The organism is Stenotrophomonas pictorum JCM 9942, from assembly GCF_001431585.1.
GTDB classification, from domain to species: domain Bacteria; phylum Pseudomonadota; class Gammaproteobacteria; order Xanthomonadales; family Xanthomonadaceae; genus Stenotrophomonas; species Stenotrophomonas pictorum.
Genome location: NZ_LLXS01000010.1, coordinates 74,175 through 90,971 on the forward strand (window position 1 = coordinate 74,175; position 16,797 = coordinate 90,971).

General features: G+C 66.5%; 12 protein-coding genes. 3 read left to right on the top strand and 9 right to left on the bottom strand.

What is annotated here, in order from left to right; all coding sequences use genetic code 11:
- Positions 1-5 precede the first annotated feature (5 nt).
- A complete protein-coding gene (locus ARC78_RS04600) occupies positions 6-635 on the top strand; it encodes a DUF2058 domain-containing protein (RefSeq protein ID WP_057505823.1) in 630 nt (209 codons plus the stop codon).
- Positions 636-841: 206 nt separating this feature from the next.
- On the opposite strand, the gene ARC78_RS04605 is transcribed toward ARC78_RS04600, so the two are convergent.
- From ARC78_RS04605 to ARC78_RS04615, 3 genes are all read right to left on the bottom strand, one after another.
- The gene (locus tag ARC78_RS04605; protein WP_054660624.1) at positions 842-2,029 is read right to left on the bottom strand and encodes an MFS transporter; all 1,188 of its coding nucleotides are present in this window, start codon (positions 2,027-2,029) and stop codon (positions 842-844) included.
- Between the two features lie 131 nt (positions 2,030-2,160).
- Entirely contained in the window at positions 2,161-3,615 is a 1,455-nt protein-coding gene (locus ARC78_RS04610; protein ID WP_057505824.1) for an amidohydrolase family protein, read from the bottom strand.
- A 48-nt stretch (positions 3,616-3,663) separates the two neighbouring features.
- Positions 3,664-4,338, bottom strand: coding sequence for an ankyrin repeat domain-containing protein (locus tag ARC78_RS04615; protein ID WP_054660237.1), 675 nt, complete (start codon positions 4,336-4,338; stop codon positions 3,664-3,666).
- A gap of 125 nt (positions 4,339-4,463) precedes the next feature.
- Between ARC78_RS04615 and ARC78_RS04620 the strand changes: the two genes are divergently transcribed.
- Entirely contained in the window at positions 4,464-5,345 is an 882-nt protein-coding gene (locus ARC78_RS04620; RefSeq protein WP_057505825.1) for a LysR substrate-binding domain-containing protein, read from the top strand.
- Between the two features lie 80 nt (positions 5,346-5,425).
- Here the strand turns inward: ARC78_RS04620 and metH are convergent, their stop codons facing one another.
- From metH to ARC78_RS04635, 3 genes are read right to left on the bottom strand one after another with little or no spacing between them, the layout of a single operon-like run.
- On the bottom strand, positions 5,426-8,107 hold the full coding sequence (gene metH / locus ARC78_RS04625) for a methionine synthase (RefSeq protein WP_054658486.1): 2,682 nt from the start codon (positions 8,105-8,107) through the stop codon (positions 5,426-5,428).
- Positions 8,104-9,183 (bottom strand): homocysteine S-methyltransferase family protein, encoded by a 1,080-nt coding sequence (locus ARC78_RS04630; RefSeq protein ID WP_057505826.1) that lies wholly within the window; start codon positions 9,181-9,183, stop codon positions 8,104-8,106. Before ARC78_RS04630 ends, metH begins: the two co-directional genes overlap by 4 nt.
- 25 nt (positions 9,184-9,208) lie before the next feature.
- Positions 9,209-10,138 (bottom strand): ArsR/SmtB family transcription factor, encoded by a 930-nt coding sequence (locus ARC78_RS04635; protein ID WP_057505827.1) that lies wholly within the window; start codon positions 10,136-10,138, stop codon positions 9,209-9,211.
- 127 nt (positions 10,139-10,265) lie between these two features.
- Here ARC78_RS04635 and ARC78_RS04640 point away from each other — a divergent pair, with 127 nt between their 5' ends.
- Positions 10,266-11,414: an acyl-CoA dehydrogenase family protein gene (locus ARC78_RS04640; RefSeq protein ID WP_057505828.1), complete on the top strand. Its 1,149-nt coding sequence runs from the start codon at positions 10,266-10,268 to the stop codon at positions 11,412-11,414.
- A 117-nt stretch (positions 11,415-11,531) separates the two neighbouring features.
- Here the strand turns inward: ARC78_RS04640 and ARC78_RS04645 are convergent, their stop codons facing one another.
- The 3 genes from ARC78_RS04645 to ARC78_RS04655 are packed head-to-tail and all read right to left on the bottom strand — an operon-like array spanning position 11,532 to position 16,555.
- Complete coding sequence (locus tag ARC78_RS04645) at positions 11,532-14,696, bottom strand: multidrug efflux RND transporter permease subunit (RefSeq protein ID WP_054658488.1); 3,165 nt, start codon at positions 14,694-14,696, stop codon at positions 11,532-11,534.
- 12 nt (positions 14,697-14,708) lie between these two features.
- On the bottom strand, positions 14,709-15,893 hold the full coding sequence (locus ARC78_RS04650; protein ID WP_057505829.1) for an efflux RND transporter periplasmic adaptor subunit: 1,185 nt from the start codon (positions 15,891-15,893) through the stop codon (positions 14,709-14,711).
- Positions 15,890-16,555, bottom strand: a complete 666-nt coding sequence (locus ARC78_RS04655; RefSeq protein ID WP_054658220.1) for a TetR/AcrR family transcriptional regulator C-terminal domain-containing protein — start codon at positions 16,553-16,555, stop codon at positions 15,890-15,892. The genes ARC78_RS04650 and ARC78_RS04655 overlap by 4 nt, the downstream gene beginning before the upstream one ends.
- Positions 16,556-16,797: the final 242 nt, after the last annotated feature.

A 16,797-nucleotide genomic window follows, 5' to 3' on the forward strand; every position in this document is an offset into this window, starting at 1 on the left:
TACCTATGAGCGACACACTCCGCGACCAGCTCCTCGGGCTGGGCTTCAAATCTGCGCCCAAGCCGGAGCGCAAACCCGATCAACGCCGCGATGGCCGTCCGCACGGCAAGTCGGGCGGTCGTCCGTCTGCCGCTGCCGGCGCTCCCAAAGCAGGGCAGGGCAAGCCCGGCCAGGGCCGGCCGCAGGGCGCGCGCAAGCCGCGCTCGCAGGAAGACATCGATCTGGCCAAGGCCTACGCCATCCGTGCCCAGCGCGAGAAGGACGAGCGCATCGAGGCCGAGCGCCGGAAGCAGGAAGAAGCCCGCCTGCGCCGCGAAGCCCGCGCCAGGCTCGACGAGCTGATCAAGGACAAGGGACTGAACGATCCTGAGGCCGATATCGCCCGGCACTTCGAGTACGGCGGCAAGATCAAGCGCATCTATGTCAATGCCGACCAGCTCAAGGCGCTCAATGCCGGCGAGCTGGGGGTGTTGCAGCAGAACGGTCGCTACCTGCTGGTCACCGCGGCGGTCCTGGCCGAGGCCGAGCAGGTGTTCGCGCCCTCGGTGGCGCTGAAGATCGACCCGAACGCGCCGGCCGAAGCCGATCCGTATGCCGATCCGATGTACCAGGTGCCGGACGACCTGGTCTGGTAAAGCGGTTCCGGCCGCCTCGGTGTGACAGAAAAGACAGGCCGCTGGCCTGTCTTTTTCCATGTGCGGCGTCGGCTACGGTTTGGGGCGCGGCTCGCCTCGAGGCTGACGATCCGCACCGGCAACAGGCGCAGTGGCCCTGCAAGCGACTCGCCTCCGCGGCGGACGGCGCTTCCTGCGTGGGGAATGGCTGCCTGCACAGGTATCTGCTAGCCCGCGGCCCGCCGGGCCTGTCGGGAGGGCGGCAGCCAGTACAGCGCGATCAGCGCGCCGGCCAGGGCGAAGCCGCCACCGACGAGGAAGGCGACCTTGCCATCGCCGAAGCGCCACAGCTGGCCGGCGATCAGCGCGCCCAGCACGCCGCCCAGTCCCGAGGAGAAGCCGTAGAACAGGCCCTGGCCGTGGCCGTTGAGCTGGCCGGGGAAGTAGCGCGCCAGCAGTTGCATGGCCGAGGCAAAGAACGCGGCAAAGCCCAGGCAATGGGTGGCCTGGGCGACGAGCATCACCGGGATGTTCTCCGGCCACAGCGCGGTGGCCCACCAGCGCAGGGCGGCGCTGGCCATGGAAATGATCAGCAGCCAGCTGGCGTCCCAGCGGCGGAAGAAGCGCGAGATCAGGAAGAACACAGCCACCTCGAACACCACGCCTACCGTCCACATCAGCCCCAGCAACGAGGTGCTGTAGCCGTGCTGGTCCATGTAGAGCGAGAAGAACGTGTAGTAGGGGCCGAACGAGAGCTGTTCGAGGAACGCGGCGACGAAGAACGCCAGTACCGGCTTCTGCCGGACGATGGCCCAGAAACCGCCCTCGGTGTGGGTGCCGCCGGGGATGTCGCGGGCGTAGCGGTTGAGGAAGGCCGAGCCGATCATCAGCGCGAACAGCGGCAGCATCAGCCACGGCAGCTTGCCGGCGCCATGGTGTTCGATCAGCCAGCCGAAGCTGGTGACCACGGCGATGAAGCCGAACGAGCCCCACACGCGGATCAGGCCGTAGCGGTGGCTGTCACTGCCCAGATGGGTGATGGTGATCGATTCGAACTGCGGCATCACCGCGTTGTAGAAGAAGCAGAACGCGATCATCACCGCGTACATCGACCACTGCGGCGCGGGAAACAGGAAGGCGGCGAAGCTGAGCAGGGTCAGCACGCAGCCGATCCGCAGCCAGCGGATCGGCCGTGGCGAGGCCGCCGCCAGCGAGGTCCAAGTGCTGGGCGCGACCACCCGGGTGGCATACCACAGGCTCATCATCACGCTGATGGCGGTGACACTCATCCCGCGCGACTGCAGGTACAGGCTCCAGTACGGGGTGAACGCGCCGAGGGCGGCGTAATAGAAGAAATAGAAGCTCGACAGCCGTGCGGTGGGCACGGATGGGCGTGGCAGGGAAGCGGCGGTCATCACAAGGCGCCAGCGGCGCGGGTGGGGGCGGGGGCGCGGCTGAGCCGCGCCGGCTATTGTGCCTTGTGCCCGTCTCCGCGGGCAGCAGCGCGGTCACCTTTTGGCGGGTGACCGCTCAGCAGGCATCCGTCTCAACGCGTTTGGCCGGCATCCCAGGCAGCCACTTTGGCCTTGGCCTCGGTCAGCAGCGCGTCCAGCGCGGCGCGGTCGAGCACCTGGCCGCGCAGGATCACCGTGTCGATGGCGCGGGTGGCCTCGATGTCCTGCAGCGGGTTGCGCTCCAGCAGCACCAGGTCGGCGGCCTTGCCTGCTTCCACCGCGCCGTAGCGGTGCAGCGTGCCGAACCATTGCGGGCCGGCGCGGGTGGCCGCGACCAGCGCCTGCTGCGGAGTCAGGCCTTCGCGCACGTACAGCTTCAGCTCGTTGTGCAGGCCGATGCCCGGGTAGTTGTAGGAGTTGAGGAAGCCCGCGTCGGTGCCGGCCATGATGTTCACCCCGGCCTGCTGCAGCATCGGTAGCACCTTGGCGACCTCCGCATAGCCCTCGTGGCGGGCCTGGATCTGCGCCGGCGTGGCCTTGGCCGCGCGCTCCACGCGCCATTCGTAGGTCTTGCGCAGGCCCGGGCCGATGTAGGCCAGGTAGGCGTCGTTGTCGTGCGGCTCGCTGTCGAGGAAGTCGAGGATGCGGCCACCGTCCAGCGTCGGCGTGACCGCGACACCCAGCGCGGCGAAGCGACGGTAGGCGGCCATGGCGGTATCGCGGTCGAAACCGGCCGACAGGCGGCGGTTGGCCTCGGCACGGTCGATGCGGCCGGCGGCGAAATCCGCGGCGATGGCCGCCTCCTCCTTCACGCCGGCCTTGAACGCATAGTCCAGGTGTTCGATCGAGCTGATGCCGGCATCCACGGCCTGGCCCACGGTCAGCGCCATCGGGATGTGCCCGGAAGTGCGCAGACCGCGCTTTTTGGCTTCGCTCAGCGCGTACAGGAACAGCTCCGGGGACAGCGTGCTGTCGGTGATCTTGACGAAGTCCACCTGGTCGCGCTGCTCGCGGTCCAAGGCGGCGTCCACGCCGGCCTCATCGCCGGCTTCGAGTGTGCCTTTCCAGACCGGCTTGAGTCCCTCGATCTTGGCACCGGAAGTGAACAGCTGCGGCCCGAACAGCTGCCCGTTGGCGATCTGCCCGCGCCAGGACAGCACCTGTTCGGCCAGATCGCCGGAGGCGTCGCGCACGGTGGTGATGCCATGGGCCACGTACAGCGGCAGCAGCGCCTTGTTCTCCTCGATCAGCGCCGGGCCGCCGCCGAAATGCACGTGCATGTCCCACAGGCCGGGGATCAGGTAGCGGTTCTTCGCATCGATGGTCGTGGCGGCGCGCCACTGGCCGGCCAGCGTCTTGTCATCGCCGACGGCGACGATGTCGTCACCGCGGATCACCACCGTCTGGCCGGGGCGGGTGCTGCCGTGTTCGACGTCGACCACGGTGGCGTGGCGGATCAGCACGTCGGCGGTGGAACGTGCCGCCAGTGCGGCGGGCGCGACCGCCAGCAGCAGGCCTGACAGGGCGAGGGAAAGCGTGGTTTTCATCAGCGGTGTCCAGTGGCGTGCGGCGGGCCGCACAGCGGAGTAAAGGGGTCAGTGCGCGCCGGCGGCGACCAGCAGGCGCACGATAGCGGCCTGCTGGCGCTGGCGGGCGCGTTGCAGGGGGGAGATGCCATAGCTGTCGGGAAGGTTCACGTCGGCACCGGCATCGATCAGCATGCGCACGATCTGCTGATGGGCGACGCCGCCATCGCCGAGAATGATCGCCTCCAGCAGCGCGGTCCAGCCAAGCCGGTTGACGTGGTCCACGTCGATGCCGGCCTCGATCAGCGTGCGCACGGTTTCCACATGGCCACGCTCGGCAGCCGGAATCAGCGCGGTACCGCCGTAGCGGTTGGTGCTGCGCAGATCGGCGCCGTGGGCCAGCGTCATCTTCAGGATCTCCACCTGCCCGCTGGCGCCGGCATACAGGTAGGTGGTGTCCTGGATCGAATCCCTGGCATTGACGTCGGCACCGGCTTCCATCAGCAGCCGTGCCGTTCCTATCTGGCGCTGGTGGACGGCGGCCAGCAGCGGGGTGCGGTCTTTTTTGTCGCGGGCGTGAATGTCGGCGCCCTGCGCCAGCAGGCCGCGTACCGTCTCGACGTTGCCGGCTTCGGCCGCCTGGAACAGCTGGCGCGACAGCCCCCTGTCGTCAGCGCCGGCCGCGCACGACGCCAGCATGGCGCTGGCCAGCAACTGGGCGGTGATCCAATGTCGTGCGGACATCGCCGTCTCCTGTCTCTGCGATGTGGCGTGCCGTGGAGCGGGCACCGGGGTGGGGCGCGACGGTTTGCACCGGTTGCGGGTCGATGCTACAAGCCCTTTCACCCATCCAGAAATGAAATGTAACGATGGCTACCAGTGCGAAATCGAATAGATCCCTGTTCGATCTGGATCTGCTGCGGGCACTGGTGACCGTGGCCGACTGCGGTGGTTTCACCGCTGCGGCTGCGCGCCTGCACTCGACCCAGTCCACCATCAGCCAGAAGGTGCGGCGGCTGGAGGAACTGGCCGGGCACCGGTTGTTGGACCGCGGCGTGCGCGATGCGCGACCGACCGATATCGGCGAAACCGTGCTGGGCTATGCGCGGCGGATGCTGGCATTGAACGAGGAGCTGTCCGATGCGCTTTCCGGCGAGGGCGCCACGGCCACGATCCGGCTGGGTGTGCCGGAGGATTTCGCCGGTGGCCGTACCACCCGGCTGCTGGCCGTCTTCAGCCGTGAGCATCCGCAGGTGAAGCTGGAAGTCAGCAGCGGCCTGAGCCGGGCGCTGGGCGACAGCTATGACCGCGGCGAACTCGACCTGGTGCTGCTCAAGCAGCGCCGTGGCAGCCGTGACGGCGTGGCCTGCTGGCCGGAGCCGATGTGCTGGGTCGATGCGGCTTCGGCACCGGCGTTCGCGCAGAACCCGGTGCCGCTGGTGGCGTTTCCGCCGCGCGGGCTGTACCGCGAGGACATGATCGACGCCATCGAGGCGCTCGGGCGCCGCTGGCGGATCAGCTTCACCAGCTCCAGCCTGGGGGGACTGCAGGCGGCGGTCGCTGACGGGCTGGGCATCAGCCTGTTGCCCGCACGCGCGGTAACCGCCGGCCACACGGTGCTGGGACTGGCCAGCGGGCTGCCGCTGATCGACAGCATCGAGCGGGTGCTGCTGCACCGTCCCTCCGCCGGGCCAGAGGTCAAGGCACTGGCGGCGCGGCTGATCCGGATGCTGGGCCAGGAGCAGGACTAGGGGCGGCCTGCGGAGCCGCCGCGCCGCCGGTCATCCAATGGAGGCGCCCTGCGCCCTGCAGGGACGCAGGACGCCAAGCCTCATTCGGGGTCGTAGTCCAGGTTGGAGGCCAACCACCTTTCCACCTGCGCCCGCTCCACGCCCTTGCGCCTGGCGTAATCGTTGACCTGCTCCTTGGATACACGGCCCACCACGAAATACTGGCTCTGCGGGTGGCTGAAGTAGTAGCCCGATACCGCGGCGGTCGGCAGCATGGCGAAGCTTTCAGTCAGCGACATGCCGATCCCTTCGGCGCCGAGCATCGCGAACAGGGTCTGCTTCTCGCTGTGCTCCGGGCAGGCCGGATAGCCAGGAGCCGGGCGGATGCCGCGGTACTTCTCGGCGATCAGGGCCTCGTTGTCGAGCTGCTCGTGGCGGTCATAGCCCCAGAATTCGGTACGTACACGCTGGTGCAGGCGCTCGGCCAGCGCTTCGGCCAGACGGTCAGCCAGGGCCTTGAGCAGGATCGCGTTGTAGTCGTCGTGATCGGCCTCGAAGCGGGCCACGTGCGGCTCGATACCGATGCCGGCGGTGACCGCGAAGGCGCCGATCCAGTCCTGCCGGCCACTGGTTTCCGGGGCGATAAAGTCGGCAAGGCAGAAATCCGGGCGCTCGGCCGGCTTGTCCACCTGCTGGCGCAGGAAGTGCAGGGTGGTGGGTTGTTCGGCGTTGTGGACGATCACATCGTCGCCGCGGCTGTTGGCCGGCCACAGGCCGAACACCGCGCGGGCGGTCAGCCACTTCTCACTGATGATCCGCTCCAGCATGGCGCGGGCATCGCGGTACAGGTCGCTGGCCTGCGGGCCGACGACCTCGTCGGTGAGGATGGCCGGGAACTTGCCGGCCAGCTCCCAGGCCTGGAAGAACGGCGTCCAGTCGATGACCGGCAGCAGGTCCTCCAGCGGGTAGTCGTCGAACACGTGGATACCGGGCTGCGCCGGCACCGCTGGTTCGTACTGTTGCCAGTCGCACTGGAAACGCTGGCCGCGGGCGTGCTCCAGCGACACCAGCCGCTTGGCGTCGCCGCGGTTGCGGTGGCGCTGGCGGATATCGGCGTAGTCGGCGTCATTGGCGGCGACGAAACTGTCGCGCAGTTCGCGCGAGATCAGCGACTGGGCCACGCCGACCGCGCGCGAGGCGTCCTTCACCCACACCGTCGGCGCGTTGTAGAACGGATCGATCTTCAGCGCGGTGTGCGCGCGCGAGGTGGTGGCGCCACCAATCAGCAGCGGCAGCTCGAAGCCCTGGCGCTGCATTTCCCGGGCGACGTGGCTCATCTCCTCCAGTGACGGGGTGATCAGCCCGGACAGGCCGATGATGTCGGCCTGATGCTCACGGGCGGCATCGAGAATCTTCTGCGCCGGCACCATCACGCCCAGGTCCACGACCTCGAAGTTGTTGCAGGCAAGCACTACGCCGACGATGTTCTTGCCGATATCGTGCACGTCACCCTTGACCGTGGCCATGATGATCTTGCCATTGGACTTTGCGGTATCGCCGGTGCGCGCCTTCTCCGCCTCGATATACGGCAGCAGGTAGGCCACGGCCTTTTTCATCACACGGGCGGATTTGACCACCTGCGGCAGGAACATCTTGCCGGCGCCGAACAGGTCCCCGACCACGTTCATGCCATCCATCAGCGGGCCTTCGATCACATCCAGCGGGCGGGTGGATTGCTGGCGGGCGTCTTCGGTATCTTCCTCCACCCAGGCGTCCAGGCCATGCACCAGGGCATGGGCCAGGCGCTCGCGCACCGGCGTGTCACGCCAGGCCAGGTCCTCCACCTTCTTCTCGCCCTTCCTGCCTTTGTAGCGCTCGGCGATTTCCAGCAGCCGTTCGGTACCGTCGCTGCTCCGGTTGAGGATCACATCCTCCACGCGCTCGCGCAGTTCCGGGTCCAGATCGTCGTAGATCGGCATCGCACCGGCGTTGACGATGCCCATGTCCATGCCGGCCCTGATGGCGTGGTACAGGAACACCGAGTGGATCGCCTGGCGCACGGTCTCGTTGCCACGGAAGGAGAACGATACGTTCGACACGCCGCCGGAGACATGGCAGTGCGGCAGGGTCCGCTTGATGATGCGGGTGGCTTCGATGAAGTCGACCGCGTAGTTGTCGTGCTCCTCGATGCCGGTGGCCACGGCAAAGATGTTCGGATCGAAGATGATGTCTTCGGGCGGGAAGCCCACGTCTTCGGTGAGGATGCGGTAGGCGCGCGTGCAGATTTCCACCTTGCGCGCGCAGGTGTCGGCCTGGCCGACTTCGTCGAACGCCATCACCACCGCGGCGGCGCCGTAGCGGCGCACCAGCCGGGCGTGTTCGATGAACGCCGCTTCGCCTTCCTTCAGCGAGATCGAATTGACCACGCTCTTGCCCTGCAGGCATTTGAGCCCGGCCTCGATCACGCTCCACTTGGAGGAGTCGACCATCACCGGAATGCGGGCGATGTCCGGCTCGGACATGATCAGGTTGAGATAGCGGGTCATCGCTTTCTCGGAGTCGATCAGACCCTCGTCCATGTTCACGTCGAGGATCTGCGCGCCGCTGGCGACCTGCTGGCGGGCAACCTCGACCGCTTCCTCGTAACGCTCTTCCTTGATCAGCTTGCGGAACTGGGCGCTGCCGGTGACGTTGGTACGCTCACCGACGTTGATGAACAGCAGGTCCGGGGTGATGACCAGCGGTTCCAGTCCCGACAGCCGGGTATACGGCGGATGGCTCATGCCGCCTGCTCCTGCCGCGACGGCAGCGCACGCGGGGGGAGCCCGGCCACTGCAGCGGCGATGGCGCGGATATGCTCCGGCGAGGTGCCGCAGCAGCCGCCCACCAGGTTCAGCAGCCCGGACTGGGCGAACTCCTTGAGCGTGGTGGCCATTTCTTCCGGGGTCTCGTCGTATTCGCCAAAGGCGTTGGGCAGGCCCGCGTTGGGGTGCGCGCTGACATAGCCGGTGGCGATCTGCGCCAGGGTTTCCACATGCGGGCGCATGTCGGTGGCGCCGAGCGCGCAGTTGAAGCCGATCGACAGCGGCTGGCCGTGCGCGACCGAGGCATAGAACGCCTCGGCCGTCTGCCCGGACAGGGTGCGTCCGGAGGCATCGGTGATGGTGCCGGAGATCATGACCGGCAGGCGGCCGCCGCGCGCCTCGAACACTTCCTCGATCGCGAACAGCGCGGCCTTGGCGTTGAGCGTGTCGAAGATGGTTTCCACCATCAGCGTGTCGGCGCCACCGTCGATCAGGCCTTCGATGGCCTCGCGGTAGGTACCGCGCAACTCGTCGAAGCTGGTGTTGCGGAAACCCGGGTCGTTGACATTGGGGCTGATCGAGGCGGTGCGGCTGGTCGGGCCGAGCACACCGATCACAAAGCGCGGCTTGTCCGGCGTGGTCGCCTCGATGGCATCGCAGCACTGGCGCGCGACCTGCGCGCCGGCCTTGTTCAACTCGTAGACCAGGTGCTCCAGGTGATAGTCGGCCTGGCTGACGGCGGTGGCGTTGAAGGTGTTGGTTTCCAGCAGGTCCGCGCCGGCTTCCAGGTAGGCGGTGTGGATGCCGGCGATCACTTCAGGCCGGGTCAGCAGCAGCAGGTCGTTGTTGCCTTTCAGGTCGTGTTCGCAGCCCGGGCCATGCGCGTGCTGGCTGTCGAAGCCCCCCGCGAAGCGCTCACCGCGGTAGTCGCCTTCTTCCAGACGGTGGCGCTGGATCATCGTGCCCATGGCACCGTCGATGATCAGGATGCGCTGCTCAAGTGCCTGCAGCAGTTTGGCGACACGCTCGGGATGGAGCCAGGGGAGGGAACGCATGGCGTGGGGACTCGCTGTGACGTGATCAGGGTTTGTGGGCGATCAGGGAGATGACTTCGAAATGCGGCGGGCGCTTCTCGCGGGTCACGGTTTCCAGGCTGGAGACTTCCAGTCCGGCCTTTTCGACGAACTTGCGCAGTTCCTTGTCGGTGAAGCCGAGATTGACGTGGCCGTAGGCCTCCACCGCCGCCTTGTGCTCGTGCCGGGCCAGGCTGCACAGCATCAGCCGGCCGCCAGGACGCACGACCCGGGCGCATTCGGCCACGGCCTTGGCCGGCTGGCTGGCGTAGGTCAGCGCGTGCATCAGCACCACCAGATCAAAGCTGCCGTCCTCGAAAGGCAGTTTGTGCATGTCGCCTTCGAGCACTTCGACGTTGGCCAGCTTGCGCAGGCGCTCGCTGGCGGCGGCGACCACGCGGGCGCTGGTGTCGATGCAGACATAACGCTGCGCGTGCGGCGCCAGCAGTTCGGCCAGCACGCCGTCGCCGGAGGCGATATCGAGCACGTCACCGGTTTCCAGCAGCGGCAGCGCGCTGCGCGCCAGCGCTTCCCAGGTGCGGCCAGGCGAGTAATGGCGCTCCATGTCGCCGGCCACACTGTCGGCCCAGTTCTGGTCGGCGGCGCGCATGGCCAGCACCGCAGGCACCCGTTCCGCATCCTGGCGCAGCAACGGATCATCGCTGCCGGTGCTCAGGGCATGCCACAATGCGCGCTGCGCCGGATCCAGCGCGGCCTCGTCGAAGCGGTAATAGGCCGAGACCCCGGCGCGGCGGTCGCGCACCAGCCCGGCTTCCTTCAGGCGCGCCAGATGGGTCGAGACCCGCGGCTGCGCCAGTGTGGTGATGGCCGACAGCTCGGCCACGGTCAGTTCTTCCTGTTCCAGCAGCGTCAGCAGACGCACGCGCGTCGCATCGGCGAACACTTTCAGACGGGTCGACCAGTCTTCTAGATCCATAAATATCTACCTATCGCGATATAGAGATATTTTCTCCTCTCCGCGGGGGCAGGGTCAAGGCGAGGCATAGGCCGCAACCGGGCGCGATGGTTACAATTGCAACCTCGTGAGCCCTGGGAGGGGTGTAGTGGACTTCAGTTTTTCCGACGAACAATTGATGCTGCAGGATGTCGCGCGCCGCATCGCCAAAGAGAAGATCGCCCCCAGTGCCGAGCATTTCGATGCCACCGGCGAGTACCCGCTGGAGAACATCCGCCTGCTCGGCGAGAACGGCCTGATGGGCATCGAGGTGCCGGTCGAGTACGGCGGCTCGGGCATGGACCCGATCTCCAGCGTGCTGGCCATCGTGGAGGTGTCGGCCGCCGATGCCGCCCACGCCACCATCATGTCGGTCAACAACTCGCTGTTCTGCAATGCGGTGCTGGCCTACGGCACCGAGGCGCAGAAGCAGCTGTACGTGCGTGCCATTGCCGAAGGCCGTGAGATCGGCGCCTTCGCGTTGACCGAATCGCAGTCCGGCTCCGATGCCACGGCGATGCGCTGCCGAGCCGTGAAGCAGGCCGACGGCTCGTTCGTGATCAACGGCCAGAAGAGCTGGATCACCTCCGGCCCGGTGGCGCGCTACATCGTGCTGTTTGCGATGACCGATCCGGAACAGGGCGCCCGTGGCATCACCGCGTTCATGATCGACACCACCAAGCCGGGCTTCGGTCGCGGCAAGACCGAGCCGAAGCTGGGCGTGCGCGCCTCGGCAACCTGCGAGATCGAGTTCCAGGACTACGTGGCCACTGCCGACGAGGTGATCGGCCAGGAAGGCCAGGGGTTCAAGATCGCGATGAGCCTGCTGGACGGGGGTCGTATCGGCATCGCCTCGCAGGCCGTGGGCATCGCCCGTGCCGCCTACGAGGCCTCGCTGGCCTATGTGCAGGAGCGCAAATCCTTCGGTGCGCCGATCGGCACCTTCCAGATGGTCCAGGCCAAGATCGCCGACATGAAGTGCAAGCTGGATGCGGCGATGTTGCTGACGCTGCGCGCGGCGTGGGTCAAGTTGCAAGGCAAACGCTTCTCCACCGAGGCGGCGGTCGCCAAGCTGACCGCGTCGGAGGCGGCGATGTGGATCGCCCACCAGGCGGTGCAGATCCACGGCGGCATGGGGTATTCCAAGGAAATGCCGCTGGAACGCTACTTCCGCGATGCCAAGATCACCGAGATCTACGAAGGCACCTCGGAAATCCAGCGGATGGTCATCGCCCGCAACGAGACCGGCCTGCGCTGAGTCCTGCGGCCTGCAGCGGAACAGAAAAAGCCCCGGCAATGCCGGGGCTTTTCATTGGTGGCTATGTCCGGGGGCACCGGTGGATGGCGCGATCGGGCGCCATCCACGGCCCCGGGCTTACCGGTCTTCCTTGGCGGCACGCGCCTGGTGCTGGTCCAGATACGCCTTGGACTTCTCATCGAGCTTGTCGCCCAGGACGCGGCGTACCGTCACGAAGAACAGTGGAATCAGCAGTACGCCGATGGCGGTGGCGAACAGCATGCCGCCGATTACGCCGGTACCCAGCGAGTGGCGCGCATTGGCGCCGGCACCGGTGGAGATGGCCATCGGCAGCACGCCCAGGATGAAGGCGAACGAGGTCATCAGGATCGGGCGGAAGCGCAGGTGCGCCGCTTCGATGGTGGCCTCGCGCAGGGTCTTGCCCAGCGCCCGCTGCTCGACCGCGAACTCCACGATCAGGATCGCGTTCTTCGCCGCCAGACCGATCACCGTGACCATGCCGATCTTGAAGTACAGATCATTGGGCAGGCCGCGCATCAGCGAGAACACCACCGCGCCGAGGATGCCGATCGGCACCACCAGCAGCACCGAAACCGGGATCGACCAGCTCTCGTAGAGTGCGGCCAGGCACAGGAACACCACCACGATCGACAGCACCATCAGCAGCGTCGCGGCGTTGCCGGCCAGGATTTCCTGGTAGGACATGCCGCTCCAGTCAAAGCCGAAGCCTGCCGGGAGGTCGTCGCGCACCAGGTTCTCCATCGTGGTCATGGCCTGGCCGGAGCTGGTTCCCGGGGCCGGCGAGCCGACGATATTGACCGCCGAATAGCCGTTGTAGCGGTTCAGCGCCGGCGGGGCGTAGATCCACTCGGACTTGACCACCGCACTGAGCGGGATCATCGCCGGCTGGCCGGTGGCGTCCTTGCTCAGCGAGCTCGGTACGAAGTAGCTGTTCAGTGATTCCGGACCGGTGCGGTAGGCCGCATCGGCCTGCATGTTGACCCGCTTGATGCGGCCGCCATAGAAGAAGTCGTTGACATACACCGGTGCCAGCATCATCTGGATGGCGGTGTAGACGTCGTTGACCGACACGCCCATGGTCTGGGCCTTGATGCGGTCCACCTTCAACTGCAGCTGCGGCGAGTTTTCCAGGGTGTTGGGGCGCACGCCCACCAGCGACTGGTTCTGCGAGGCGGCACCCAGCAGGGTGTTGCGTGCCTCCATCAGCGCATCCTGGCCGGCACCGGCACGGTCCTGCAGCCACATGTCGAAACCGCCGAACTGGCCCAGACCCTGCACGGTCGGCAGGTTGACGAAGAAGATCTGCGCATCCTTGATGCCGTAGGCCTTCCGGTTCATGGCCTGGATGAACTCCGGCGCGGTCTCTTTGCGCTCGCTCCAGTCCTTGAGGCGGATGAACGCCATGCCGACGTTCTCGCCCTGGCCCAGGAAGCTGAAGCCGGTGATCTGCATCATGCCTTCGAAGGCGTCTTCGTTCTGCATGGTGCCCAGCAGCTGTTCGAACACGGCGCTGGTGCGGGTCTTGGTCGCACCCGGCGGCAGCTGCACGATGGCCAGCGCGTAGCCCTGGTCTTCCTCGGGCAGGAAGCTGCCCGGCAGGCGGGTGAACAGGAAGCCACACAGCACCACCAGCAGGCCGAACACCATCATCCAGCGCGGCGCGCGCTTGATCACGCCGCCGACCATGCCGACGTAGCGGTGCTCCAGCTTGCCGTAGTACTTGTTGAACGTGCGGTAGATCCAGTTCGGCTTGTCGTTGTGGGTCGGCAGCAGGAACGCCGCACACAAGGCCGGGGTGAAGCTCAGGGCGAGCAGGGCGGAGAAGCCCATCGAGATGGCGATGGTGAGCGCGAACTGCTTGTAGATCTCGCCCGACGCGCCGGGCTGCATCGCGCTGGGGATGAACACGGCAGCCAGCACCACGGTGATCGCGACCACCGCACCGGTGATCTGGCTCATGGCCTTCTGCGTGGCCGCCTTGGGCGCCAGTCCCTCCTCGGTCATGATGCGTTCGACGTTTTCCACCACCACGATCGCATCATCGACCACGATGCCGATCGCCAGCACCATCGCAAACAGGGTCAGCTGGTTGATGGTGAAGCCCACCATCAGCATGCCCATGAAGGTGCCAAGCAGGGCCACCGGAATGACCAGGGTCGGGATGATCGTCGCGCGGAAGTTCTGCAGGAAGATCAGCATCACCAGGAACACCAGCACGATGGCTTCGATCAGGGTGTGGACCACTTCCTTGATCGAGATCTTGACGAAGGTGGTGCTGTCGAACGGGGTGAACCAGCTCACGCCCGGCGGGAAGCTGGGCGCCAGCTCGTCCATCTTGGCGGTCACCGCTTCAGATACGTCCAGCGCATTGGCGCCGGGCAGCAGCTGGATGGCGAAGGCCGCGACGGGCTTGCCGTTGTACTTGGTATCAAAGCCGTAGTTGGACGCACCAAAGGCCACCCGGGCGACGTCCTTGAGCTTGACCACGCTGCCGTCGACATTGGCCCGCAGGATGGTGTTCTCGAACTCTTCGGGCGAGGTGTAGCGGCCTTCGGCGGCTACCGTGGCGGTGAACGCCTGGCCGTTGGGAGCCGGGTCGCCGCCCACCGAGCCGGCTGCGAACTGCAGGTTCTGGGTACCGATGGCGTTGTAGACGTCGGTGGCGGAGAGGTTGTAGCCCTGCAGCTTCTCCGGGTTGAGCCAGATGCGCATGGCGTACTCGGAGCCGAACTGCTGGGTGCTGCCGACGCCCGGGACGCGGGAGATCTGCTCCAGCACGCGGGCACCGACGATGTCGTTGAGCGCGTCGCGATCGACGCTGCCGTCATCGGAGCGCACGCCGATGGCCATCAGGAAGCCGGCGTTGGCCTTGGCGACGACCACGCCCTGCTTGGTCACTTCCGAGGGCAGGCGCGGGGTGGCCAGCGCCACCTTGTTCTGCACCTGCACCTGGGCGATGTCGGCGTCGGTGCCGCTGTCGAAGGTCAGGGTGATGGTCACCCGGCCGGACGAGGAGGACGACGAGTTGAAGTAGACCAGGTTGTCGATACCGGTCAGCTGCTGCTCGATGACCTGGGTGACCGATTTTTCGGCCGTGGAGGCGCTGGCGCCAGGGTAGGTGGCAGAAACGGTGACCTGGGGCGGCGCCACGCTGGGGTAGGACTCGATACCCAGATTCAGGATCGAGATCACACCGCCCAGCGAGATCAGAATGGCCACCACCCAGGCGAATACCGGGTGATCGATGAAAAATTTAGGCATGGCGGTGTCCCGTTAGTTCTTCTTTTCCGTCGCCGGTGCCGGCGCGCCGGCGGCCGGTGCGGCAGCAGCCTGGGCTTGCCACGGGGTCGCCTTGGCCGGGCTCCCCACCTTGACCTTCTGGATGCCCGACACGATGACCTGGTCGTCAGCCGCCAGTCCCGAAGAGATCAGCCAGTTGCCGCCCTGCTGGCTGTCCAGCACGACCGCCTTGCGCTCGACCTTGCCATCCTTGCCCACCACCAGCACGAAGCCGCCCTGGGTGTCGCGTTGCACGGCTTGCTGCGGGATCAGGAAGGCGTTGTTGCGCTCACCGAGGTTGGCCTTGAAGCTGACGAACGAGCCTGGCAGCAGGGTGTGGTCGGGGTTGGGCAGCTGCGCGCGCAGCGACACCGCGCCGGTGGCCGGATCGACCGTCGGCGAGGAGAAGTCCAGCGTGCCTTCGTGGGCATACGGGCTGCCGTCGGGCAGGTTGACCTGCACCGTGGTCTTGCCGTCGCCAGCCAGTGCCAGCGCGCCCTTGTCCTGGGCCGCGCGAAGCAGGCTCAGCTCATCGGCGGACATCGAGAAATTCACATACAACGGATCGATCTGGTCGACGGTGGTCAGCAAGGTGGCTTCCCCTTGGCCGACCAGCGCACCTTCGGTCACCTGCTGTTTGCCGGCCAGGCCGGCGATGGGCGCAGTGACGCGGGCGTAGCCGAGATTGATGCGAGCGCTCTGGACAGCGGCTTCAGCCTGCTGCACCGCCGCGGCGCCGCTGCGCTCGGCGGCTTCGGCATTGTCCAGATCCGACTTGGAGACGAACTTCTGCGGGGCCAGTGAGCGGGCCCGGTTGGCGGTGGCGCGGGCATTGGCGTAGTTGGCACGGGCCGAGGCCAGTGCGCCTTCGGCCGAGGCCAGCGCGGCCTGCAACGGGGCCGGGTCGATCAGGAACAGGACCTGGCCTTCCTTGACGTTGCTGCCTTCCTCATAGACGCGCTTCTGCAGCACGCCGGCCACCCGGGCGCGGACGTCGGCCGAGCGGAAGGGCGACAGCCGGCCGACCAGCTCGCGCTGCAGCGGCAGGGTTTTCGGCTCGGCGGCGATGACGCCCACTTCGGGCGGTGGTGGAGCAGTCTGGGCCTGTTCTTTCTTGCAGGCCGCCAAAGAAAGCGCGGCGACGAAGGAGAGCGCAAGGGCGCGAAACGGGGCGGTCATCGGGAGGAGCTCCGGGTGTTGTTTTTATTGGGAGGAACGGCCGCTTCGGCTGGCGCGGCGAACGCGCGGAGGAAGCTGTCGATCGCGAATTCAGCCCACTGGCGCCGTTGTCGGGCATGTTCGCGGTGGGGTACATGGAAGCGCTGTCGTTCGAACTCTTGGCCGCAGATCATGCTTATTAACAGTTCGGCCATGAAATGCGGGTCGTCATGGATCAGGCGGCCATCGGCAATCTCGGTTCGCATCCATTCAGCTACGTGATCGCGCAGGGCTTCGGCACTGCCCTGGTACATGAACCGCGCTTCTTCGCGGAATTCATGGGCGCTGGCGCCGATCACCTGCGAGGTCTGGCGGTTGCGTGGCTGGTTGCGGTGTTCCAGATAACCGAGGGCGAAATCCAGCAGGATTTGCCGCAGCGGCGTCTCACGGCAGGCCGAGAGCGCGGATGTCGCGGTGGAGACATGCAGCTGCATCGCCTTGCGCAACAGGTCGCGCTTGCAGCCATAGCGGCTGTAGAGGGTCTGCTTGGAGCAGCCGGCCTGGGCGGCCACCGCGTCCATGCTCAGCCGCATGCCCTGGATGGCCAGCAGCTCGCGCACGGCGTCGAACACGCGCTGGTCGCGGGCGTCGTTGGTGCGGGTGTTGGCGTCGGAGGTCTGCACAGGGTCTGGACTATACCGTCCAGTACAGAATTAATACAGGTTTTCCGCCGTTTAGAAACCGGAGGGGACGAGGCGGAGATGCTATGGGCAAGCGACCGTTTCCGACATCGGGAAAACGTGCGGGCAAGGGCCGCGCGATGAGCGGCAAACCATTGCGGGGCGTGTGTTACGCGACTTTTTCTATGCCGCCATGCAGCAAGGCTCTTTTGGTTGCCGGAGATACAATCGCCGATTCTCCAACG

Coding starts and splice junctions, on each gene's coding strand:
- ARC78_RS04635 (WP_057505827.1), bottom strand. CDS start 10,138: ATGGATCTAGAAGACTGGTCGACCCGTCTGAAAGTGTTCGCCGATGCG.
- ARC78_RS04610 (WP_057505824.1), bottom strand. CDS start 3,615: ATGAAAACCACGCTTTCCCTCGCCCTGTCAGGCCTGCTGCTGGCGGTC.
- ARC78_RS04605 (WP_054660624.1), bottom strand. CDS start 2,029: ATGACCGCCGCTTCCCTGCCACGCCCATCCGTGCCCACCGCACGGCTG.
- ARC78_RS04615 (WP_054660237.1), bottom strand. CDS start 4,338: ATGTCCGCACGACATTGGATCACCGCCCAGTTGCTGGCCAGCGCCATG.
- ARC78_RS04650 (WP_057505829.1), bottom strand. CDS start 15,893: ATGACCGCCCCGTTTCGCGCCCTTGCGCTCTCCTTCGTCGCCGCGCTT.
- ARC78_RS04620 (WP_057505825.1), top strand. CDS start 4,464: ATGGCTACCAGTGCGAAATCGAATAGATCCCTGTTCGATCTGGATCTG.
- ARC78_RS04600 (WP_057505823.1), top strand. CDS start 6: ATGAGCGACACACTCCGCGACCAGCTCCTCGGGCTGGGCTTCAAATCT.
- metH (WP_054658486.1), bottom strand. CDS start 8,107: ATGAGCCATCCGCCGTATACCCGGCTGTCGGGACTGGAACCGCTGGTC.
- ARC78_RS04630 (WP_057505826.1), bottom strand. CDS start 9,183: ATGCGTTCCCTCCCCTGGCTCCATCCCGAGCGTGTCGCCAAACTGCTG.
- ARC78_RS04645 (WP_054658488.1), bottom strand. CDS start 14,696: ATGCCTAAATTTTTCATCGATCACCCGGTATTCGCCTGGGTGGTGGCC.